This is a genomic window from Streptomyces sp. NBC_00234, from assembly GCF_036195325.1.
Classification (GTDB): domain Bacteria; phylum Actinomycetota; class Actinomycetes; order Streptomycetales; family Streptomycetaceae; genus Streptomyces.
Genome location: NZ_CP108101.1, coordinates 4239760 through 4259559, shown reverse-complemented (window position 1 = coordinate 4259559; position 19800 = coordinate 4239760). Strand labels below are relative to the sequence as shown.

The window sequence follows — 19800 nt, the reverse complement described above, 5'->3', positions numbered from 1 at the left end:
GCCGGCACGGTGACCGGCACGCCGCGGGCGGGGCAGCACCCGGCCGCGGCGTGCCGTCGCCGCTCCCTTTCGGGGGAATCGGTGCGCCCGGCCGGCACCACCCCGGCCGGGCGCACCGAACGGGCGGCCGGCGCCGGCCGACGGCGCCATCGGCCGGAACGCCGCGCGCCCGCCGTGGCAGAGCGCTCCACCTTCGGAGGTTTTGCCGGTTTCGACCGCCATCACAGTCCGGTTCCCCGGCTGCGCCCGGTGCCCCTTGGCCGGTAGGCTTTCCGTGTGATCTTCAAGCGCATCGGAAATGGGCGGCCATATCCCGACCACGGCCGGGAAAGCACCCGACAGTGGGCGGATGTCGCCCCGCGTCCGGTCCGCCTCGACCAGCTCGTCACCACCAAGGGGCAGCTGGACCTCGAAACCCTGCTCGCCGAGGACTCCACGTTCTACGGCGACCTCTTCGCGCACGTCGTGAAGTGGCAGGGCGACCTCTACCTGGAGGACGGACTGCACCGCGCGGTCCGCGCGGCACTCCAGCAGCGCCAGGTGCTGCACGCCCGCGTCCTCGAACTCGGCTGACCCCTCCCGCCGCCACCCGTGGCCCCCGTCGGGCCTTTCGGGTGCTTTCCGGCTCGGGTGGGTGCAATCCATTGATCATTTAGTACGCATCGTCGCCGGGTCGCACTACGCTTCGCCCATGAGCATGCTCACTCCCCCCGGCATGGGCGGAAAGTACCGCATCACGGGCAACACGTACCCGCGGATGCGCCGCCCCCGTCACCGCCGCAGGCTCGTCCTGACGGCCGTGGCCGCAGTGGTGGCCCTCGGCCTGGCCGGCTGGGGCACGCTGCAGCTCATCGACGTCTTCACCGGCGGCGACAAGAAAGCCGTCGCCGCCGACCACAAGAAGAAGTGCGCCTCGTCCAAGCCGGCGGCGCCCGCGAAGGTGCTGCCCAGGCCGGCCGGCATCAAGGTGAACGTCTACAACGCGACCCCGCGCAGCGGGCTCGCGAAGGCCGCCGCCGACGAGCTGAAGAAGCGCGGCTTCACCATCGGCAAGGTGGGCAACGCCCCCGCCGCGTACGACAAGAAGGTCCCCGGCACAGCGATGCTGCTGGGCGCCCCTGCGGCGGCGAACGGCCCGTTCCCGGTGCTCGGCACCCAGCTGCCGGGGAGCCTGCAGAAGACCGATGCCCGCCGGACGGCGGACGTCGACCTGATCCTCGGCACGAAGTTCAAGGCGTTCAACACACCCGGGGCCGCCGCGACCGCCCTGACCGCTCTCACGAAGCCGGCCCCGGCCCCTTCGTCCTGCTGACACGGGCCTGCCGGAGCCCCTCGGGCCCCGGCAGCCGTTCCGGCCGCCGGGGGTCCGCACGAGAGGCCCTAGTCGACCGTGCCGTACATCCGGTCACCGGCGTCGCCCAGCCCCGGCACGATGTAGCCGTTCTCGTTGAGCCGCTCGTCGACGGAGGCGGTGACCACGGTGACGGGCGTGCCCGCCAGCTCGCGCTCCATCACCTCGACGCCCTCGGGCGCCGCGAGCAGCACGACCGCGGTGACATCGTCAGCACCGCGCTTGATCAGCTCCCGGATGGCCGCGACCAGCGTGCCGCCGGTGGCCAGCATGGGGTCCAGGACATAGACCTGGCGGCCCGAGAGGTCCTCCGGCATCCGCGTCGCGTACGTCTCCGCCTGGAGCGTCTCCTCGTTGCGGATCATGCCGAGGAAGCCGACCTCGGCCGTCGGCAGGAGCCGCACCATGCCGTCGAGCATGCCGAGACCGGCACGCAGGATCGGGACGACGAGGGGCCGGGGGTACGAGAGCTTGACCCCGGTCGTGGGCGTCACCGGGGTCTCGATGTCGACCTGCTCGGTGCGCACATCCCTGGTGGCCTCGTAGGCGAGCAGGGTGACCAGCTCGTCGGCGAGGCGCCGGAAGGTCGGGGAGTCGGTGCGCTTGTCGCGCAGCGTGGTGAGTTTGTGCGCCACCAGCGGGTGGTCGACGACGTGGATCCGCATGACGTCAACAGTAGCCGTGCCTCCCGGCACTCTGCGCTGGCATCAACCACCTGTTCGGAGGGAAGGTGGTGGCATACGGACCCAGCATTGGGGTGGTGTGTCGATGGCGGACGGGGAGCAGCCGAAGCGCGCGCGTGCCGCACGCGTCCCGAGGGACGCGCCGGACGACGCGCCGGAGGCGCCGGACATCCGGGAGACCGAAACGGCGCGCCGCAGGCGCCGCGCACAGTTCCTCCGTGAGCTCCACGAGGCCAAGCAGTTGCGCGACCGGGTCCAGCCCCGCAGGGCCCGTGCAGCCCGGATGCGCCAAGCGATGCGGATGCGCACATTCCGTTGGTGACCGCCACGTCGCGGGCCGGTGGACCGCCCCGCGAGGACCCCCCGCCGAGCAGGCACTCCCACAACTGATGGCCGACGCAACGGTCGAAGAGGTCTCGCTCCGCCGCTGTTTCTGCCACGATGCCGATTGGGCGGGCACAGAGCAGCCGGAACAACGGCTGCCCTCCCGTCGGACCGATTCACCTATGACAAGTGGGAGAGTCACGGTGTACTTCGCCGCACTGCTCGCGCGCACCGAAGACGGGTGGGAAGCGAGCGACACGGAGCTGGACGATGTGGAGACCCTGTCCGATCTGACCGATCTGGCCCGGGACGCCTCGGTGGACGAGGACACGGTCCTGGTCTACATCGAGCAGGAGGACGCCTGGTTCGGCGTCGTCCGGGTGGACGGTGAGGAGGACCCCCGTATCTACGTCTCGGACGCGTCCGCCGCCGCTCGCTCCTCGTACGGGGAGATCCTGCTCACCGACGAACTGCTCGGCCGCGAACCGGGGGCCGAGGACGAGATCGCCGAACTGGAAGAGCTCGTCGACCTCGACGGCACGGAGGACGGCGAACCGGAAGCGGCCGAAGGCGCCGCCGTGGACGACCGGGCCGATCCGGTGGTCGACGAAGACGACACCCCCCTGGACGCCGTACCAGCGGGACCGCTCGGGGACCTCGGACTCCTCGCCGATTTCGGCCTTTCGGAGAAGGAGCTGCTGACCCTGCGCACCGATGCGCTGGTGGAGATCGCGGACGCGCTGGGAGCGGCCGAGGTCATGGAGTCCGTCCGTTAGGGTCCGCGGGTGAACGCACCACCACCCCCACCCCTCTCACCGCCTCTCCACGACCCCGTACGGGACCCGTGGCAGGCACCCATGCGCCATGCCCTGGACGAGGCCGCGCAGGCGGCGCTGGCCGGCGATGTGCCGGTCGGCGCCGTGATCCTCGGCCCCGACGGCTCACTGCTCGCCGCGGGCCACAACGAACGCGAGGCGACCGGGGACCCGACCGCCCACGCCGAGGTGCTCGCCATCCGCCGGGCCGCCGCCGCGCTCGGCGAGTGGCGGCTGTCCGGCTGCACCCTGGTGGTCACCCTGGAACCGTGCACGATGTGCGCGGGCGCCCTCGTGCAGTCCCGGGTCGACCGGGTGGTCTACGGGGCGCGGGACGAGAAAGCCGGCGCCGCCGGCTCCCTCTGGGACGTCATACGGGACCGCCGGCTGAACCACCGGCCCGAGGTCGTCGCCGGAGTGCTGGAGGAGGCGTGCTCGGCCCAGCTGACGGCCTTCTTCCGCACGCTCTGAGATCTGATTTCTGATCACGGCCCGGGATGGTCTAAGCTCTCTCTCGGTAGCGTGTCCGAGCGGCCGAAGGAGCTCGCCTCGAAAGCGAGTGTGGGGAAACTCACCGAGGGTTCAAATCCCTCCGCTACCGCTCACAACGAAGGGCCCGACGCATCGCGTCGGGCCCTTCGAGCATTCCGGGGAGATCAGGTCGGGGGAAGCGGCATCGGGGGGACAAGCCGCTTCCCCCGATGAGAACAGGGCCTACTGGTCCTCGCCGCTGCCCGGGGGGACGGTCGCGGCGCGGACCCCACAGAGAGGTCCTGTTCCTCGCCCTGCGGATTCCTGTCGGATCCGCCGGGCTCGTTCCCCATCCTGCCTCCGTACGAAAGCCGCATCGCCGGGCGAAGGGCCCCCATCGCAGGGTCCTTGGTCCCTAAAGACCGTGTCAGTGATCTGGTCCGTGATCGGAAACATCCTCGGGATACGGCCATTCGTGCGGCTAGAATCGCCCGACCGTACAGGGGAGCGAACGGGAGAGGCAGTGGCTGTGGTGCAAGCGAAGAAGATCGTGCTCTACATGGTTTCGGTCTTCGTGCTGTACACGATCATCACGTCCCCCGAACGGGCCGCTGATCTTGTCCAGGTAGGGTTCGAGGGCATAGCGAGTGCCGCCCAGGGCGTCGGCGACTTCATGTCCGAGCTCATCAAGTAGGAGAACCCGATGATCCGCCATCTGGTCCTGTTCAAGCTGAACGACGGCGTCGAGCGGGACGAGCCGAGGGTCGTCGCCGGAGTGAGGGCCTTCCAGGAGCTCGAGGGGCAGATCCCGGAGCTGGAGTTCTGGGAGTGCGCCTGGAACATCACCGACCGGCCGATCGCCTACGACTTCGCGATCAACTCCGCGGTCACCGACGAGGACGCCCTGAAGCGCTATATCGAGCATCCGGCCCATCAGGCCGCGGCCGGCCAGTGGCGCGAATTCGCCAGTTGGGTGATCGCCGACTATCCGTTCTGACACGTGACGGACCCTTGGTCCGCCTGGCCCCTCACCACTCAGGTGAGGGGTTTTTCTTTGCGTTTAAACCGACTCATCCTCAACACGGGTACATGCGGTGCTTGCACACAGTGGACATGTCTTGTGATGCTATGACCGCTTTTGACGGATGAGTTGACCGTAGTTGACCGCAAAGGGGTGGCGTCACCGTGCCGGCCAGTACAGCGCCTCAAGTGCCTCCCCAGAACGTCCAGACCGACGACATCCAGACCGAGACACCCGATCCCGCCGCGCCCGCAAGGACCCGGGGCGCGGACACCAGGGCTCTCACGCAGGTGCTGTTCGGCCGGCTCAAGGGGCTGGAACCGGGCACGTCCGAACACGGCAGGGTCCGGGCGGCCCTGATCGAGGCGAACCTGCCGCTCGTGCGGTACGCGGCGGCCCGCTTCCGCAGCCGCAACGAACCGATGGAGGACGTCGTCCAGGTCGGCACCATCGGCCTGATCAACGCGATCGACCGCTTCGACCCGGAACGCGGCGTCCAGTTCCCGACCTTCGCGATGCCGACGGTGGTCGGCGAGATCAAGCGGTACTTCCGGGACAACGTACGGACCGTCCACGTACCGAGGCGGCTCCACGAGCTGTGGGTCCAGGTCACCGGTGCCACCGAGGACCTGACGACCGCTCACGGCCGCTCCCCCACCACGGGGGAGATCGCCGAGCGGCTCAAGATCCCCGAGGACGAGGTCCTCGCCTGCATCGAGGCGGGCCGCTCGTACCACGCGACCTCACTGGAGGCCGCGCAGGAGGGTGACGGGCTGCCAGGACTCCTGGACCGGCTCGGGTACGAGGACCCGGCCCTCGCGGGGGTCGAGCACCGCGACCTCGTACGGCATCTGCTCGTCCAGCTGCCCGAGCGCGAGCAGCGCATCCTGCTGCTGCGCTATTACAGCAATCTGACCCAGTCACAGATCAGCGCGGAATTGGGCGTTTCCCAGATGCATGTGTCAAGACTGCTGGCCAGAAGCTTCGCGCGACTCCGATCCGCAAATAGGATCGAGGCGTAACCGGATCGGGTAGATCGTGCCTGATCCGGTTCGGGCGGCGTAAAAGCCTCACACCCCCTGTTTCCTGCACAGACATGACGCTGACTTGTCGACATGTCACTACAGCGTGTTGCCGACATGTGACATTCTGCTGGAACCGCGTTTGCCGCAGCCTCCCCTCCGGTATTCAGGTGGAGGCTGCGTTCCTCCGATGGTCGCGGCCACCGCGACCGTCCGCGACCTCAAGGGGGTGGCATGTCCGCAGAACAGGGCAGCTCGAAGGTGCTCACGCTCACGAAGAGCGTGCCGGCACCGACCGTGCTCACCAGCTCGTCGGAAGCCATCGACACCCGCACGCTGTCCCGCTCCCTGTTCCTGCGGCTCGCCGCACTGGGTCCCGCACCGGGCCCCGACGGAACGGACAGCCCGGAGCGGGCCTATGTGCGGGACACGCTCATCGAGCTCAATCTCCCGCTCGTGCGGTACGCGGCGGCGCGGTTCCGCAGCCGCAACGAGCCCATGGAAGACATCGTCCAGGTCGGCACCATCGGCCTGATCAAGGCGATCGACCGCTTCGACTGCGAACGGGGCGTGGAGTTCCCGACCTTCGCCATGCCGACCGTGGTCGGGGAGATCAAACGCTTCTTCCGCGACACCTCGTGGTCGGTGCGCGTGCCGCGCCGCCTCCAGGAGCTGCGGCTCGCCCTCACCAAGACCAGCGACGAGCTCGCCCAGAAGCTGGACCGCTCGCCGACCGTCCCTGAGCTGGCCAAGGCGCTCGGCGTCTCCGAGGAGGACGTGGTCGACGGCCTGGCCGTGGGCAACGCCTACACCGCCTCGTCGCTGGACTCCCCCTCGCCCGAGGACGACGGCGGCGAGGGCTCGCTCGCCGACCGCCTGGGGTACGAGGACACGGCCCTGGAAGGCGTCGAGTACCGCGAGTCCCTGAAGCCGCTGCTGGCCAAACTCGCCCCGCGCGAGCGGCAGATCATCATGCTGCGCTTCTTCGCCAACATGACGCAGTCCCAGATCGGCGAGGAGGTCGGCATCTCGCAGATGCACGTCTCGCGCCTGCTGACCCGCACGCTCGCCCAGCTCAGGGAAGGGCTCATCGCCGACTGACGCCCGTCCGACGAAGCAGGTCCGGACGGACCCAGAGTCTGTCCGGCCCCGCACTTCCGCGCGAGGGTTCCGAATTGACGGACCGTCAGCCACACTGGCGCGATGCGACGTCAGACATATCGCCCGACCGGCCGCCGGGGCTCCGTGATCGTCGCCTCGGCGGCCGTGCTGTGCCTGGGCGGCACCCTTGCCGCCTGCGGCAACGGCGCAGGTGACGACGGTTACGTGGCGGTCGGCGCGGCCGGTGCCGGCCCGGCCGAGGCTCCGAAGGAGGCCGGCCAGCCCTCGGGGAAGGTCACGCTGATCCCGATGGACTCCCCGGGCGCGGAGAGCGACGGGGACGGCAGCGGGAAGGACGGCGCCCGTACCGACGGGGCCGGGACGGCCACGGACGACGGGCCGCCCGGCGTACCGGACGGCGCACCGGGAGCCGGGGGACGTACCGCCACCACGGGACCCGGCAGCGGAACGGGCGGCTCGGAGCCCGGCCGGGGAAGCTCAGGGAGCACCGGAGGCACGGGCGGTACCGGCAGCGCGGAACCGGGAAGCGCCGGAGGTTCCGGCGGCAGCGGCGGCTCCGGGGATACGGGGAGCACCCCGCCGCCCTCGGGCAGCCCCGGCCCCACCACACCCGCCACCCCCGCCGCACTCCAGGTCGGCGACCCGGTGCCCGCGGAGGCGGACGAACGCTGGTGCGAGAAGGTGACCGTGGAGTTCCGCAACACCGGCGGTTCGCCGGTCCGATCGGGCACCGTCACCTTCGAGACGCACGTCATCGGCGCGCTCGGGGTCGACTGGGCGACCGTCGAGTCGACGCAGCCGCTTCCCGCGCCCATCGACGCGGGAGCGGTGCGGAAGAAGACGTACACCGTCTGTGTGGACGCCTGGCGGGTGCCCCTGGGGATGCGGATCGAGACCCAGGACGTCACCGCCGCATGGAAGTGACCCCCACCTGCGTGGGGGACCGGAGAGGTCAGCCGAGCGCGAGCCAGGCGACCGCGCCGAGGACGACGATCACCGCGACGACAGCCGCGATCATCCCGGCCTTCGGCCCGGAGGAGGTCGCGGCCGGCTGCTGCCGGCGCTGCGGCTCGCCCTCGTCGACGAAAGCGCGGAACATCTGGGTGCTGCCCGCCGGGTCGTTGGTGCCCTCGGGGCCCTGCTGAGGGGCGTGGGGGTTGTGTGCCATGGGCCAGGACCCTAGCGAACTCGGCGTTACCACCCAACCCCCGGGTGCCGCGGGGCCGGTGATCCGGTCGGCGTTCCCGGCCCAGCCGGGTGGCAGGCGTCACAGTCGGCGAGGGGTCGGCGCCGCACGCTGCGCGTTTGACCCGGACCGTACGGAGCCTTTTGCGTTCCTTTACTTCTGCAAGGGTCTTTTCGTTTGCCTGCAGCAACCATCGGCTTCTATGGTTGCCCTAAGCAATTAGTTGGCGCCGAGTGTCGGGAGGGCCCATGGCCGCTCGGAGTCACTACCAGGAACTGGCCCGGCAGCTCAGCGCGGTCGGCGCCGTCAAGCGCGGTCTCGCCCGCACCCTTCCCCCCGAGTGCCCCGGCGGCTCCGCCGCGGTGCTGGCACTCCTGGCGGAACACGGCGAGATGCGGATCAGCAGACTTGCCGAGCTCTTGGCCGTGGACATGTCGGTGACCAGCCGTCATGTCGCTCACGTGGCCGAACGAGGCTGGATAGAGAGGTCCCCGGACCCCGCCGACAAGCGGTCCCGCATCCTGCGGCTGACCCCGGCGGGAGGCGAGCAGCTCGACGAGCTGAGCCGCCGGACGACCGAGATGTTCGCCCAGAAACTCATCGACTGGTCCGACGACGACGTCGGCCGGCTGAACGCGCTGCTGTCCCGGCTGCGTGACAGCTTCGCCTGTCGCGGCTCCGGTGAGTGCCTTCCCGGAAAGCACAGCGGGGACTGCCGCACGCGGCACGCCGAGGATTCGCACACCCGTACATCGATGTAACAGATGCAAAGAGAAGGAACTCAATGGCTACGACCACACCGACCGGTGTGCGGGGCGGCCACGCCAAGCACGGGGGCTCCGAAGCCTCCGACGGCACGCCGATGACACACCGGCAGATCATGGAAGCGCTGACCGGGCTGCTGCTCGGCATGTTCGTCGCGATCCTGTCGTCGACGGTCGTCTCCAACGCTCTGCCCGAGATCATTTCCGACCTCGGCGGCGGCCAGAGCGCCTACACCTGGGTCGTGACGGCCTCGCTGCTGGCCATGACCGCCACCACCCCGCTGTGGGGCAAGCTCTCCGACCTGTTCAGCAAGAAGCTGCTGGTCCAGATATCGCTGGTCATCTACGTCGCGGGCTCGGTCGTCGCCGGTCTCTCCACCAGCAGCGGCATGCTGATCGCCTGCCGTGTCGTGCAGGGCATCGGCGTCGGCGGCCTCTCCGCCCTCGCCCAGATCGTCATGGCCGCGATGATCGCCCCGCGCGAGCGCGGCCGTTACAGCGGCTACCTCGGCGCGGTCTTCGCCGTCGCCACCGTCGGCGGTCCGCTGCTCGGCGGCGTCATCACCGACACCAGCTGGATGGGCTGGCGCTGGTGCTTCTACGTGGGCGTGCCGTTCGCGGTCATCGCACTCGTCGTCCTCCAGAAGACGCTGAAGCTCCCGGTCGTCAAGCGCGAGGTCAAGGTCGACTGGGCGGGCGCCTTCTTCATCAGCGCCGCCGTCTCCCTGCTGCTGCTCTGGGTGACCTTCGCGGGCGACAAGTACGACTGGATCTCCGGACCCACGTACGCGATGCTCGGCGGCACCGTCGTGCTCATCGGGCTCTTCCTGCTCGTCGAGTCGAAGGCGAGCGAGCCGATCATCCCGCTCCGCCTCTTCCGCAACCGCACCATCACGCTGGCCTCGGTCGCCTCGCTGTTCGTCGGTATCGCGATGTTCGCGGGCACCGTGTTCTTCAGCCAGTACTTCCAGCTCGCCCGCGACAAGTCGCCGACGATGTCCGGCGTCATGACGATCCCCATGATCGCGGGGCTCTTCCTCTCCTCGACGATCTCCGGCCAGGTCATCACCAAGACCGGGCGCTGGAAGGCATGGCTGGTCAGCGGCGGCTTCCTGGTCACGGCCGGGCTCGGCATGCTGGGCACCATCCGGTACGACACGGAGTACTGGCACATCGCGGTCTACATGTTCGTGATGGGCCTCGGCGTCGGCATGATGATGCAGAACCTGGTGCTCGCCACGCAGAACCAGGTGGCTCCCGCCGACCTCGGTTCCGCCAGCTCCGTCGTCACGTTCTTCCGTTCGCTCGGTGGTGCGATCGGCGTCTCGGCGCTGGGCGCCGTCATGGCGAACCGCGTCACCCACTACGTCAAGGACGGCCTGGCCGACCTCGGTCCCGAGGGCGCGGCCATGGGCCACGGCGGTACGGCCGGCGGGGGCATCCCCGACCTGGACACCCTGCCCGGCCCGTTCCGCACGGTCGTCGAGGCCGCGTACGGCCACGGTGTCGGCGACGTCTTCCTCTACGCGGCGCCGGCCGCGCTCATCGCCTTCGTCGTGACGATCTTCATCAAGGAGGTCGCGCTGAAGACGAGTGCGTCGAGCGAGACCCCCGCCGCCGCCGAGGCCGTCCCGGCACCCGCCGAGCCGGTGTCCGGAACGGCGGCCCAGGTCGCCGAGGCAGCCGCCGGGGTCACCTCGGTCGCCACCCTCGACGCTCCGGTGGAGACGCCGGGAGGCACGGCGGTACGCGGAGTGGTGCGCGGCGCCGAGGGCGTACCCGTCGCCCGGGCCGCCGTCACGCTGATCTCACCGGCCGGCCGGCAGCTGGGGCGCTCCGTCGCCCAGGCCGACGGCGGCTACGTCCTGGACGCGCCGGGCGCCGGTTCGTACGTCCTGATCGCGTCCGCCGACGGCTTCCAGCCGCAGGCGTCCACCGTGGTCGTCGGCGACGAGCCCGTCACGTACGACATCCTCCTCGTCGGCACGAGCGGTCTCACCGGGACCGTGCGGGCCGAGGAGACCGGGGCTCCGGTCCAGGGCGCCATGGTCGTCGTGACCGATGTGCGCGGCGATGTCCTGGCGACCGGCACGTCCGGCGAGGCGGGCGAGTTCGCCTTCGGCGAGCTGGTCCCGGGCGCGGTGACCGTCGCCCTGAACGCCGCCGGGTTCCGCCCGCTGGCCCTGCCCGTCGAGATCGGCGGCCAGGGCGTCACCCGGGTCGAGGCGGCGCTGCGGGCCGGTGCGCTGGTCCAGGGTGTCGTACGGGCCGGGTCCGCCCGGAGCCTCCTGTCCGACGCCCGCGTCACGCTCATCGACGCGGCCGGCAACGTGGTCGCCACCGCGACGACCGGGGAGGACGGGGCGTACGCCTTCACCGACCTGGACGCGGGCGAGTACTCGGTCGTCGCGACCGGCTACCCGCCGGTGGCCGGCGCCCTGACCGTGGCCGGTCACGGAGTCGACGGCCACGACATCGAGCTCGCCCACCCCGGCGAGTAACCGTGTCACTCGGGTAACTCGGTTAACACGGGCAACAAAGACCCCTGGCGGGACAGCACTTCCAGCGGAGAGGCTGTCCCGGCCGGCGGAAACGGGCCCCGGTGGCGGGTGCGGCAGGCAGGGGACGGCCTGCCGCACCCGTCCCCGGGGCCCGACTCATTGACCCTCCGGGTCATGGAGCAAGGAGAGAGAAACGGGATGGCACTTCGCGCACAGGTACGGACGCGGGACGGCTGGGCGGTCCAGCACGCGGTCGTGACAGTCACCGACATGACCGGCACCCAGGTGCTGCGCGCCGCCGCGAACGAGGACGGGGCGGTCCGCACCGAGAACCCCCTGCCGGCCGGCGCGTACACGGTGATCGTCACGGCGGTCGGATACGCCCCCACCGCCTCCACCGCGCTCGTCACGGCGGGCGGCCGGATCGACGCGGGCACGGTCGTCATGGCCCGCCAGGGCGGGGCGGAACTTCCGCCTCCGGGCATCTGGTCGCTGGACCCCGCGCACTCCTCGGTGGGCGCGGTCGCGCAGCACCTGGGGATCTCCAGCGTGCACGGCCGGTTCACCGACTTCACCGGCCGGATCGAGATCGCGCCGGACGTCGAGAAGTCCCGGGTCGAGGCCGTCATCGGCGCGGCCGGCATCGACACCGGCAACGGCATGCGGGACAAGCACCTGCGCTCGCCCGACTTCCTGGACGTGGACCGCTTCCCGGAGATCACCTACCGCTCCGGCGGGCTTACCCCGGCCGGCCCCGACCGCTGGACCGTCCACGGGGAACTCACGCTGCACGGCGTCACGCGCTCCGTCGACCTGGACCTCAGCTATCTGGGCACGGGACCCGACCCCTGGGGCGGGGTGCGCGCGGCCTTCCACGCGACGACCGAACTGCGCCGCGACGACTTCGCCATGAACTACAACCAGGTGGTACGGGCGGGCATTTCGGCGATCGGCACGACGCTCCGCGTCGAGCTGGACATCCAGGCGGTGCAGGGCGAGTCCCTGCCGTCGTAACCGTCCGGGAGCGTCGTAGGGTCGCAGGCATGGCACCCCACATCGCGACCAACACCGCCGTGGAACTCGACGAGCTGCTGGCGTTCGTCAGGCCCCGGCACCGGGCGATCCTGCTGACCACCCGGTCCGACGGCCGCCCCCAGGGCTCCCCGCTCACCTGCGGCGTCGACGACTCGGGCCGGATCGTCGTCTCGACCTATCCGGAGCGGGCGAAGACCCGTAACGCCAAACGGGACACCCGCGTGAGCGTGATCGTCCTGTCGGACGACTGGAACGGGCCCTGGGTGCAGATCGACGGCTCGGCCGAGGTGATCGATTCACCGGATTCGGTCGAGCCGCTCGTCGAGTACTTCCGGAACATCTCCGGCGAGCACCCGGACTGGGACGAGTACCGGGCGGCGATGGTCAAGCAGGGCAAGTCGATCATCCGGATCACTCCGGAGCGCTGGGGCCCCATCGCCACCGGCGGCTTCCCGGCCCACCTCGCAACCGGCGGCTGACACCTCGTATGACTGATCCCCTTCCCGTGCCGCCCGCCCCCGAACTGCTCGCGCGCGCCCGGCTGCTGGTCGCGCCGACGGTCGGCGAGCCCGTGGTGCGCGAGCTGGAGCGGATCACCGGACGCCCGGCGGTGCGCGCGTCCGAGGACGCCCCGGACGGTCCGTACATCCACGTGGGCGCCTCTCTGCCGGACGCGCTGCGCGGCCGGCACCTCGTGTGGTTCCACAGCGTCAACGCCGGTACGGACGCCCTGCTCGGCTCCGGGACCTGGCCGCAGGACACGCTGCTCACCCGGACGGTGGGCCGGATGGGCGAGCGGATCGCCCAGTACGTCCTGGCCTGGGTGCTCGCCGAATGCCAGTCCGTACCGGAGTTCGCCGCGCAGCACGCGCGGGCCGAGTGGCGGCGCATCCCCTCCGAGCTCGCCAGCGGACAGCAGGCGCTGGTCTACGGCACCGGTCGCATCGGTTCGGCGGTCGCCGGGCTGCTGCGCGGGTGCGGCATCCGGACGGTGGGGGTGGCCCGCAGCCCGCGGGCCGTACCTCCGCCGGGCTTCGACCGGGTGATCGGGGCGGACGAGGCCGGCCGGGAGGCGGAGGCGCTCGGCGCGGCGCGCTGGGTGGTCGGCGCCCTGCCGCTGACCGACGCGACGGCGGGGCACTTCGGTGCGGCCCGCTTCGCCGCCGTGCGGGGCGCGACGTTCGTCAACGTCGGACGCGGGGCGACCGTGGACATGGAGGCGCTGGGGGCGGCCCTGCGCGCCGGGACCGTACGACGGGCCGTGCTCGACGTGCTTCCGGAGGAGCCCGCCGCACCCGACGACAGCTGCTGGCGACTGCCCCGGACGGTGATCACGTCGCACTCCGCGGGGATCACCGCCGACGAGGACGTCGTCAGGGACTTCGAGACGTGCTGGCAGGACCTGCGCGCGGGCCGGGTCCCCGCACTCGCCGTGGACGTGGGCCGGGGCTACTGAGCGGGCGGTCCGGTTACTGGGCGGCGGCCTCGGCGCGCGCCCGCATCGTCTCGATGCCCGCGATCAGCAGGTCGAGGGCGAACACGTAGTCCCGCTCGCGCATCTCGTCGACCGAGCCGCCGCCGCGCGCCTCCATCGTCTCCAGCGACGTCGCGACCAGCTTCTCGAGGTGCGGCTCGGCCCGGATGGTGCCCATCGCCTGCTGGAAGTACTCGTCCTGGCTGAGCCCCGCCTCCCGGCACCGCTCGACGAAGTGGCCCTCGATGGTGCCGAATCCGTACACGAACTGGAAGACGGCGGCCAGCGCCCCCGTCTGGTTCTTCGGCGGCAGCCCGGTGGCCCGGACGATGTCCTGGACGGCGTACGAGAAGAGCATCGCGTGCGGGCCGATGTTGAGGAAATGGCCGGCCAGCGGGGACACCCAGATGTGACGGACCAGCAGTTCGCGGTAACTGCGCGCGACCTCCCGCAGCCGGTCGCGCCAGTCCGCGGCCTCGTCGGGGGTCACGATCTCGGCGAAGACCGAGTCCATCGCCAGTTCCAGCAGGTCGTCCTTGGTGTCGACGTACCAGTAGAGGGACATCGCGGTGACGTCCAGCTCCGCCGCGAGCCGGCGCATGGAGAACTTGGCGAGGCCCTCCGCGTCCAGCAGCCGCACCGTCGCGGCGGTGATCCGGTCCCGGTCCAGGCCCACGGGCGACTCGGACCTGCGGGTGCGCGCGGGAACCCGCTGATCCAGCCACACGCTGGTCCGGGCGGGGTTCTTCACGCGGTCGGCCGCGGACACCATGGCGCACTCTCCTCGTTCTGCCGGACGGGACGGACCGGGGACGGTGGGGCCGCATACCGGACGGTCACGGTCCGGTACGCGTCCCCTCCGATGCTATGCCGCTGTTCCGGCCGAGTCTGCCGCAGCCGGGTCCTTCACGGCAGGGCCGGAGGGCTCCGATTCCATCCGCTCGGCCCTCCTCAGCAGCGCCGCGGCCAGCAGTCCGCCCGCGAGCACCGCCACCGCGCCGACCAGCTGGCTGGTCTCCAGACCGGAGGCGAAGGCGTCCGTGATGCGCTGCCGCTCCCCCTCGCCGTCCGCGGCGGCGAGTGCCGCCGGCAGCGAGGCGGCTCCCACGGCGGCGGGCACCAGGGCGGCGAACCGCGAATTCAGTACGGCACCGAGCACGGCGACGCCGAGCCCGTTGCCGAATTCGGCGAGCGTGCCGTTGACCCCGGCACCCACGCCCGCCTTCTCGGGCGGAATGGCACTCATGATGGCGTTCGCCATGGCGGGCATCGCGAGCGAGATGCCCGCACCCATGACGACCAGGCCGAGGAGCATGCCGCCGTACCCGTCGCTGCCGAGCACCGCGATGGCACCGAGACCGGCGGCCAGCAGGCTCATCCCGGCGGCGATGGTGGCGGGCGTCCCCAGCTTCGGTACGAGGCGGGCGCCCAGACCCGTGAGGTTGAGCGCGACCACGGTGAGCGCGAGCGGCGCCGTACGGAGTCCGGCCTCCAGGGGCCCGTACCCGAGCACGAACTGCAGGTGCTGGGTCAGCAGGAAGAGCGAACCGCCCATCCCGAAGGCCACCAGGATCGCGCCCGCGACCGCCCCGATGAACTTCTGGTTCCGGAAGAAGTGCATGTCCAGCATCGGGTACGGGATGTGGAGCTCCCACAGCACGAATCCGGTGAGGACCGCGACCCCGACGAAGGCGGTGAGCAGGACCTGGCCGGACGTCCAGCCGTGTTCCGGACCGGAGATGATCGCGTACACGACGGCGGTCATCCCGACGGTGGAGAGCAGCGCGCCGAGCAGGTCGGGCCGGTCGCCCTGCGGGTTCTTGGACTCGGGCACGAGACGCAGGACGGCGATCAGGCCGACGATCGCGACCGGGATGTTGATGAGGAAGATCGCTCCCCACCAGAAGTGGTCGAGCATGATCCCCCCGATGAGGGGACCGGTCGCGAAGCCCAGCGAGTTGACGGTCGACCAGAGACCGATCGCCTTGACGCGCTCGCTGTCGTCGAAGATCTGGACCACCACGGCCAGGGTGGTGGTGATCAGCAGCGCCCCGCCGATGCCCATGCCGGCCCGGGCGGCGATCAGCTGGCCGGAGGACTGCGCGAGCCCGGCCACCAGCGAGCCGATGCCGAACAGCGCGAGGCCGGCGACCAGCATCCGCTTGCGCCCGTAGCGGTCGGCCGCGCTGCCTGCCGTGAGGAGCAGACCGGACTGGACGAGCGAGTACGCGTTGATCATCCACTGCACGTCGGCGGTGGAGGCGTCCAGTTCCGTGGTGAGGGACGGGATGGCCACGTTGAGGACGGTGTTGTCGAGCAGCACGGTGAGCTGGGCCAGACAGATGACGCCGAGGATCAGCCAGCGCTGCGGGTGCCCCTGCGGGGCGAGGTCGTTCGGCTCGGCGGTGGTCGCCGTCATACGGGCTCCTTGAGCTCCATTGCTGCTCGTACGGTGTACGGGAGTGCTTGGCGTCGTACACCGTAAGCCACTCCTTGTACGCTGTACAAGTCAGTTTCGCGACCACCGCCGGGCGGGATTACCCGCCTCCGCTCACCCCTCGTCCACCGGCTGCGTCAGGTCGTAGAAGGTCGCGCTGCCGACCGTGACCTCGGCGAAGTGGTCCTCGACCCACGAGGAGATCTGCGAGGAGGCGCCGCTGTTGCCACCGCCTCCGCCCATGCCGCCGGAGATGAAGTAGTGGATCCGGCCGTCCTCGACGTAGCTCTTGAACTGCGCGAGCGTCGGAGCGGGGTCGCTCCCGTTGAAGCCGCCGATCGCCATGACCGGCTCGCCGGTGGCGAGTTGGTAGCTGGCCGCGTTCTGCGAGCCGATGGCCGCGGCGGCCCAGGTGTAGTCCCCCGCATTCGCCTTCAGGAGCTTCTCGGCCTTGGCGCTGACGGACGAACCGTTGAGCAGTCCGCCCATCCCGCCGCCACCGCCGCCTTCGCCCATGGCACCGCCCGGGGCCGTGCCGCCGGGCATGGTTCCGCCCGGCATGGCGCCGCCGCCCGGCATCGCGCCCTGCGGCCGGCCGTTCTGGCCCTGCCCTGCCTGGCCCTGACCCTGGCCCGGCTGGCCCTGGCCCTGCTGACCGGCGCCCGGAGGCCGGCCCATTCCGCCGCCCGGGCCCTCTCCGCCGCCACCGGGACCGCCCCGGCCGCCGCCCATCATGCTGGCGCCTGCCGGACCCGCGGTGACGATCGAGCCCTGGTGTCCGGTGTCGAGCGTGCTGAGCGTGTACGCCGTCGGCCCCGCCAGCGACGCGGCGAAGCCCAGCCCCACCACGGCGAGGGACAGCCGGCGCCCCAGCCGGGGGACGAGCAGCAGACCCACCGCGCCCACGAACCCGGCCACCAGTACGGTCCAGCGCAGCCACGGCAGATAGTCCGGGGTGCGCCCCAGCAGGACGAAGGACCAGTACACGGTGACGGCGAGCGTTCCGGCGAGCACCGCCCGCGCCCATCCCAGCGCGCGTTCCTCCCACAGCACCGTGACACCCATGCCGACGAGCGCCGCGAGGTACGGAGCGAGAGCCACCGTGTAGTACTGGTGGAAGATGCCGGCCATGAAGCTGAAGACGAGCGCGGTCATCAGCAGCGAGCCGCCCCAGGCGAGGAACGCCGCACGGGCGGTGTCCGTGCGCTTCGCCTTCCGGGTGAGCCAGACGCCCGCGAGCAGCAGGATCAGCGCGGCGGGCAGCAGCCAGGAGATCTGGCCGCCGATCTCGGAGTTGAACATCCGGCCGATGCCGGTCTCTCCCCAGCCGCCGCCCTGGCCGCCTCCGCCGCCCCCGCCGCCGACGCTTCCGGTCTCTTCGCCGTTGAGCCGGCCGAGTCCGTTGTAGCCGAAGGTCAGCTCCAGGAAGGAGTTGTTCTGCGAGCCGCCGATGTACGGACGCGAGGAGGCGGGCCACAGCTCGACGATCGCCACCCACCAGCCGCCGGCGACCACCATCGTGAGTGCGGACAGAGCGAGTTGGCCCAGCCGCTTGCGTACGGAGGTGGGCGCGCACACCGCGTAGAGCACGGCGAGCGGCGGCAGGATCAGGAACGCCTGGAGGGTCTTCGTCAGGAACGCGAACCCGACGGCGACGCCGGCCCACACCAGCCACTTCGTCCGCCCGTTCTCCAGCGCGCGGAGCACGCAGTAGACGGTGACGGTCATCAGGAGCGCGAGGAGCGCGTCCGGGTTGTTGAAGCGGAACATCAGCGCGGCGACGGGCGTCAGCGCGAAGACCGCCATCGTGATCAGCCCGGCGGGCGCGCCGAAGCGGCGGCGCACGGCGGCATGGAGCACCCCGGCCGTGGCCACGGCCATCAGCACCTGCGGGACGAGGAGCGCCCACGCGTTGAGGCCGAAGATCCGCACCGAGAGGGCCATCGGCCAGAGCGTGGCCGGGGGCTTGTCCACGGTGATGGCGTTGGCGGAGTCGAGCGAGCCGAAGAAGAACGCCTTCCAGCTCTGGCTGCCGGCCTGTACGGCCGCGGAGTAGAAGGAGTTGGCGTATCCGGAGGCGCTGAGGTTCCAGAGGTAGGCCAGTCCCACGACGAGCAGCATGCCGAACACGGCGGGCCGCACCCAGCGCGGGTCGTCCTCCCTGCCCCGCAGGGCGCGGCGCAGGAACGGCGCCCGGGGACGCCCGTGTCCCGCGGAGACGCCCGGCGGCGGGGCGGGGAGATGGTCGGGGTACAGGGTGGTCATCGGACGTTCCTCAGTTCGTGTTCGGAGGCGCTCCGGTCCGGGAAGACCCAGGCGCGGAAGAGCAGAAACCGCAGCACCGTCGCCGCGAGGTTGGCCGTGATCAGGACGGCGAGTTCCGTGCCGTGCGAGGGCGCGCCGGACGCCGCGCCGAGTGCGGCGAGCGAGCCGCTCGTCAGGGCGAGACCGATGGCGAAGACGACGAGCCCCTGCGCCTGGTGGCGCACGGCGCCGCCCCGTCCCCGCACTCGGAAGGTGAGCCTCCGGTTGGCTGCCGTATTGGCGACGGCCGACACCAGCAGTGCGCCGCCGTTGGCGAACTGCGGCCCGAAGCCCGACCGGAACAGCGAGTACAGGAGGAGGTAGAAGAGCGTGGAGAGGGCGCCCACGACACAGAACCCGACCAGCTGGCGGGCCAGCCCGCCCGGCACCCCGGGCAGCGCGCGGTCGCGCGGATCGTCCCCGAAGGGCCGGGCGAGCCGGTCGAGCGGCAGGGCGCCGACGGCCAGCGCCCGCCCCACCCGCCACACACCCTTGAGGTCCTCGGTCGCCGTCCGCACGATGTGCACCGTGGAGTCGGGGTCGTCGACCCAGTCGACCGGCACCTCGTGGATGCGCAGCCCGGCGCGCTCGGCGAGGACCAGCATCTCGGTGTCGAAGAACCAGCCGGTGTCCTCGACCATCGGCAGCAGCCGCTGGGCCACCTCACGCCGTATCGCCTTGAATCCGCACTGGGCGTCACTGAAGCGGGCAGCCAGCGAGGAGCGCAGGATGAGGTTGTAGGCCCGCGAGATGAACTCCCGCTTCGAGCCGCGCACCACCCGCGAACTGCGCGCGAGCCGGGAGCCGATGGCGAGGTCGGAGTGGCCCGAGATCAGGGGCGCGACCAGCGGCAGCAGCGCGTTGAGGTCGGTCGAGAGATCGACGTCCATGTAGGCGAGGACCGGCGCGTCCGAGTGGGACCAGACGGTGCGCAGCGCACGCCCCCGGCCCTTCTCCTCCAGCCGGTACGAGCGCACTTCCGGGACGGTCGCCGCGAGCCGCGCCGCCACCTGGGGCGTGCTGTCGGTGCTCGCGTTGTCGGCGACGGTGATCCGGAAGGGGTACGGGAAGGTCCGCTCGAGGTGCTCGTGCAGCCTGCGCACACAGGTTTCGAGATCCTTCTCCTCGTTGAAGACGGGGACCACGACGTCGAGTACGGGTGCACCGGCCGCGTCGACCGCTCCGGCCAGGAGGTGCTCCCGGGCCGGCAAGGTACTCCAGGGGGTGTCGGTTCGCATGCCCTCGACGCTCGTCGACCGCGCTGTCACGCCGGTGTGCTGAGCCTGTGCC

21 protein-coding genes and 1 tRNA gene are annotated in these 19800 nt (G+C 71.0%); 16 read left to right on the top strand and 6 right to left on the bottom strand.

What is annotated here, in order from left to right; genetic code table 11:
* The first annotated feature begins 276 nt into the window (after positions 1-276).
* Entirely contained in the window at positions 277-573 is a 297-nt protein-coding gene (locus OG230_RS18665) for a type II toxin-antitoxin system VapB family antitoxin (protein ID WP_003955420.1), read from the top strand.
* Between the two features lie 142 nt (positions 574-715).
* Positions 716-1312, top strand: coding sequence for a LytR C-terminal domain-containing protein (locus OG230_RS18660; protein WP_328911442.1), 597 nt, complete (start codon positions 716-718; stop codon positions 1310-1312).
* A gap of 68 nt (positions 1313-1380) precedes the next feature.
* Here the strand turns inward: OG230_RS18660 and upp are convergent, their stop codons facing one another.
* A complete protein-coding gene (gene upp, locus OG230_RS18655; protein ID WP_056793563.1) occupies positions 1381-2016 on the bottom strand; it encodes a uracil phosphoribosyltransferase in 636 nt (211 codons plus the stop codon).
* 103 nt (positions 2017-2119) lie between these two features.
* Here upp and OG230_RS18650 point away from each other — a divergent pair, with 103 nt between their 5' ends.
* The 9 genes from OG230_RS18650 (at position 2120) to OG230_RS18610 (ending at position 7733) form a co-directional block, all read left to right on the top strand.
* Positions 2120-2356 (top strand): hypothetical protein, encoded by a 237-nt coding sequence (locus OG230_RS18650; protein ID WP_328904867.1) that lies wholly within the window; start codon positions 2120-2122, stop codon positions 2354-2356.
* A 205-nt stretch (positions 2357-2561) separates the two neighbouring features.
* Positions 2562-3134 carry a tRNA adenosine deaminase-associated protein gene (locus OG230_RS18645; RefSeq protein WP_328911441.1) on the top strand — a complete coding sequence of 191 codons (573 nt, stop codon included), beginning with the start codon at positions 2562-2564 and terminating at the stop codon, positions 3132-3134.
* Between the two features lie 81 nt (positions 3135-3215).
* Positions 3216-3644: a tRNA adenosine(34) deaminase TadA gene (gene tadA, locus OG230_RS18640; protein ID WP_328904866.1), complete on the top strand. Its 429-nt coding sequence runs from the start codon at positions 3216-3218 to the stop codon at positions 3642-3644.
* 45 nt (positions 3645-3689) lie between these two features.
* Positions 3690-3774, top strand: a tRNA-Ser gene (locus tag OG230_RS18635).
* Positions 3775-4167: 393 nt separating this feature from the next.
* Positions 4168-4338, top strand: a complete 171-nt coding sequence (locus OG230_RS18630; protein WP_328911648.1) for a hypothetical protein — start codon at positions 4168-4170, stop codon at positions 4336-4338.
* 9 nt (positions 4339-4347) lie between these two features.
* Entirely contained in the window at positions 4348-4641 is a 294-nt protein-coding gene (locus OG230_RS18625) for a Dabb family protein (protein WP_328904865.1), read from the top strand.
* Between the two features lie 188 nt (positions 4642-4829).
* The gene (locus OG230_RS18620) at positions 4830-5687 is read left to right on the top strand and encodes an RNA polymerase sigma factor SigF (protein ID WP_328904864.1); all 858 of its coding nucleotides are present in this window, start codon (positions 4830-4832) and stop codon (positions 5685-5687) included.
* Positions 5688-5921: 234 nt separating this feature from the next.
* Positions 5922-6788, top strand: coding sequence for an RNA polymerase sigma factor SigF (locus tag OG230_RS18615; protein WP_328904863.1), 867 nt, complete (start codon positions 5922-5924; stop codon positions 6786-6788).
* 102 nt (positions 6789-6890) lie between these two features.
* The gene (locus tag OG230_RS18610) at positions 6891-7733 is read left to right on the top strand and encodes a hypothetical protein (RefSeq protein WP_328904862.1); all 843 of its coding nucleotides are present in this window, start codon (positions 6891-6893) and stop codon (positions 7731-7733) included.
* A gap of 28 nt (positions 7734-7761) precedes the next feature.
* On the opposite strand, the gene OG230_RS18605 is transcribed toward OG230_RS18610, so the two are convergent.
* On the bottom strand, positions 7762-7977 hold the full coding sequence (locus OG230_RS18605; RefSeq protein ID WP_328904861.1) for a hypothetical protein: 216 nt from the start codon (positions 7975-7977) through the stop codon (positions 7762-7764).
* A gap of 266 nt (positions 7978-8243) precedes the next feature.
* Between OG230_RS18605 and OG230_RS18600 the strand changes: the two genes are divergently transcribed.
* From OG230_RS18600 to OG230_RS18580, 5 genes are all read left to right on the top strand, one after another.
* A complete protein-coding gene (locus tag OG230_RS18600) occupies positions 8244-8756 on the top strand; it encodes a MarR family winged helix-turn-helix transcriptional regulator (RefSeq protein ID WP_328904860.1) in 513 nt (170 codons plus the stop codon).
* Between the two features lie 23 nt (positions 8757-8779).
* Positions 8780-11260, top strand: coding sequence for an MFS transporter (locus OG230_RS18595; RefSeq protein WP_328904859.1), 2481 nt, complete (start codon positions 8780-8782; stop codon positions 11258-11260).
* A 198-nt stretch (positions 11261-11458) separates the two neighbouring features.
* Entirely contained in the window at positions 11459-12274 is an 816-nt protein-coding gene (locus tag OG230_RS18590) for a YceI family protein (protein ID WP_328904858.1), read from the top strand.
* A 29-nt stretch (positions 12275-12303) separates the two neighbouring features.
* On the top strand, positions 12304-12774 hold the full coding sequence (locus OG230_RS18585) for a PPOX class F420-dependent oxidoreductase (protein ID WP_328904857.1): 471 nt from the start codon (positions 12304-12306) through the stop codon (positions 12772-12774).
* Between the two features lie 8 nt (positions 12775-12782).
* Complete coding sequence (locus OG230_RS18580; protein ID WP_328904856.1) at positions 12783-13751, top strand: NAD(P)-dependent oxidoreductase; 969 nt, start codon at positions 12783-12785, stop codon at positions 13749-13751.
* A 13-nt stretch (positions 13752-13764) separates the two neighbouring features.
* On the opposite strand, the gene OG230_RS18575 is transcribed toward OG230_RS18580, so the two are convergent.
* The 4 genes from OG230_RS18575 to OG230_RS18560 all read right to left on the bottom strand — a co-directional run bounded on the left by OG230_RS18575 (position 13765) and on the right by OG230_RS18560 (position 19748).
* Complete coding sequence (locus OG230_RS18575) at positions 13765-14541, bottom strand: TetR/AcrR family transcriptional regulator (RefSeq protein WP_328904855.1); 777 nt, start codon at positions 14539-14541, stop codon at positions 13765-13767.
* 93 nt (positions 14542-14634) lie between these two features.
* Positions 14635-16188: an MFS transporter gene (locus OG230_RS18570; protein ID WP_328904854.1), complete on the bottom strand. Its 1554-nt coding sequence runs from the start codon at positions 16186-16188 to the stop codon at positions 14635-14637.
* A gap of 132 nt (positions 16189-16320) precedes the next feature.
* Positions 16321-18471, bottom strand: coding sequence for an ArnT family glycosyltransferase (locus tag OG230_RS18565; protein WP_328904853.1), 2151 nt, complete (start codon positions 18469-18471; stop codon positions 16321-16323).
* Positions 18468-19748, bottom strand: a complete 1281-nt coding sequence (locus OG230_RS18560) for a bifunctional glycosyltransferase family 2/GtrA family protein (RefSeq protein WP_328904852.1) — start codon at positions 19746-19748, stop codon at positions 18468-18470. The genes OG230_RS18565 and OG230_RS18560 overlap by 4 nt, the downstream gene beginning before the upstream one ends.
* Positions 19749-19800: the final 52 nt, after the last annotated feature.

Bases quoted from the DNA above. Each gene is read 5' to 3' on its own strand.
- OG230_RS18585 (WP_328904857.1), top strand. From the start codon at position 12,304: ATGGCACCCCACATCGCGACCAACACCGCCGTGGAACTCGACGAGCTG.
- OG230_RS18565 (WP_328904853.1), bottom strand. From the start codon at position 18,471: ATGACCACCCTGTACCCCGACCATCTCCCCGCCCCGCCGCCGGGCGTC.
- OG230_RS18570 (WP_328904854.1), bottom strand. From the start codon at position 16,188: ATGACGGCGACCACCGCCGAGCCGAACGACCTCGCCCCGCAGGGGCAC.
- tadA (WP_328904866.1), top strand. From the start codon at position 3,216: ATGCGCCATGCCCTGGACGAGGCCGCGCAGGCGGCGCTGGCCGGCGAT.
- OG230_RS18610 (WP_328904862.1), top strand. From the start codon at position 6,891: ATGCGACGTCAGACATATCGCCCGACCGGCCGCCGGGGCTCCGTGATC.
- OG230_RS18590 (WP_328904858.1), top strand. From the start codon at position 11,459: ATGGCACTTCGCGCACAGGTACGGACGCGGGACGGCTGGGCGGTCCAG.
- OG230_RS18560 (WP_328904852.1), bottom strand. From the start codon at position 19,748: ATGCGAACCGACACCCCCTGGAGTACCTTGCCGGCCCGGGAGCACCTC.
- OG230_RS18660 (WP_328911442.1), top strand. From the start codon at position 716: ATGGGCGGAAAGTACCGCATCACGGGCAACACGTACCCGCGGATGCGC.
- OG230_RS18625 (WP_328904865.1), top strand. From the start codon at position 4,348: ATGATCCGCCATCTGGTCCTGTTCAAGCTGAACGACGGCGTCGAGCGG.
- OG230_RS18595 (WP_328904859.1), top strand. From the start codon at position 8,780: ATGGCTACGACCACACCGACCGGTGTGCGGGGCGGCCACGCCAAGCAC.
- OG230_RS18605 (WP_328904861.1), bottom strand. From the start codon at position 7,977: ATGGCACACAACCCCCACGCCCCTCAGCAGGGCCCCGAGGGCACCAAC.
- OG230_RS18580 (WP_328904856.1), top strand. From the start codon at position 12,783: ATGACTGATCCCCTTCCCGTGCCGCCCGCCCCCGAACTGCTCGCGCGC.
- upp (WP_056793563.1), bottom strand. From the start codon at position 2,016: ATGCGGATCCACGTCGTCGACCACCCGCTGGTGGCGCACAAACTCACC.
- OG230_RS18600 (WP_328904860.1), top strand. From the start codon at position 8,244: ATGGCCGCTCGGAGTCACTACCAGGAACTGGCCCGGCAGCTCAGCGCG.
- OG230_RS18575 (WP_328904855.1), bottom strand. From the start codon at position 14,541: ATGGTGTCCGCGGCCGACCGCGTGAAGAACCCCGCCCGGACCAGCGTG.
- OG230_RS18615 (WP_328904863.1), top strand. From the start codon at position 5,922: ATGTCCGCAGAACAGGGCAGCTCGAAGGTGCTCACGCTCACGAAGAGC.
- OG230_RS18650 (WP_328904867.1), top strand. From the start codon at position 2,120: ATGGCGGACGGGGAGCAGCCGAAGCGCGCGCGTGCCGCACGCGTCCCG.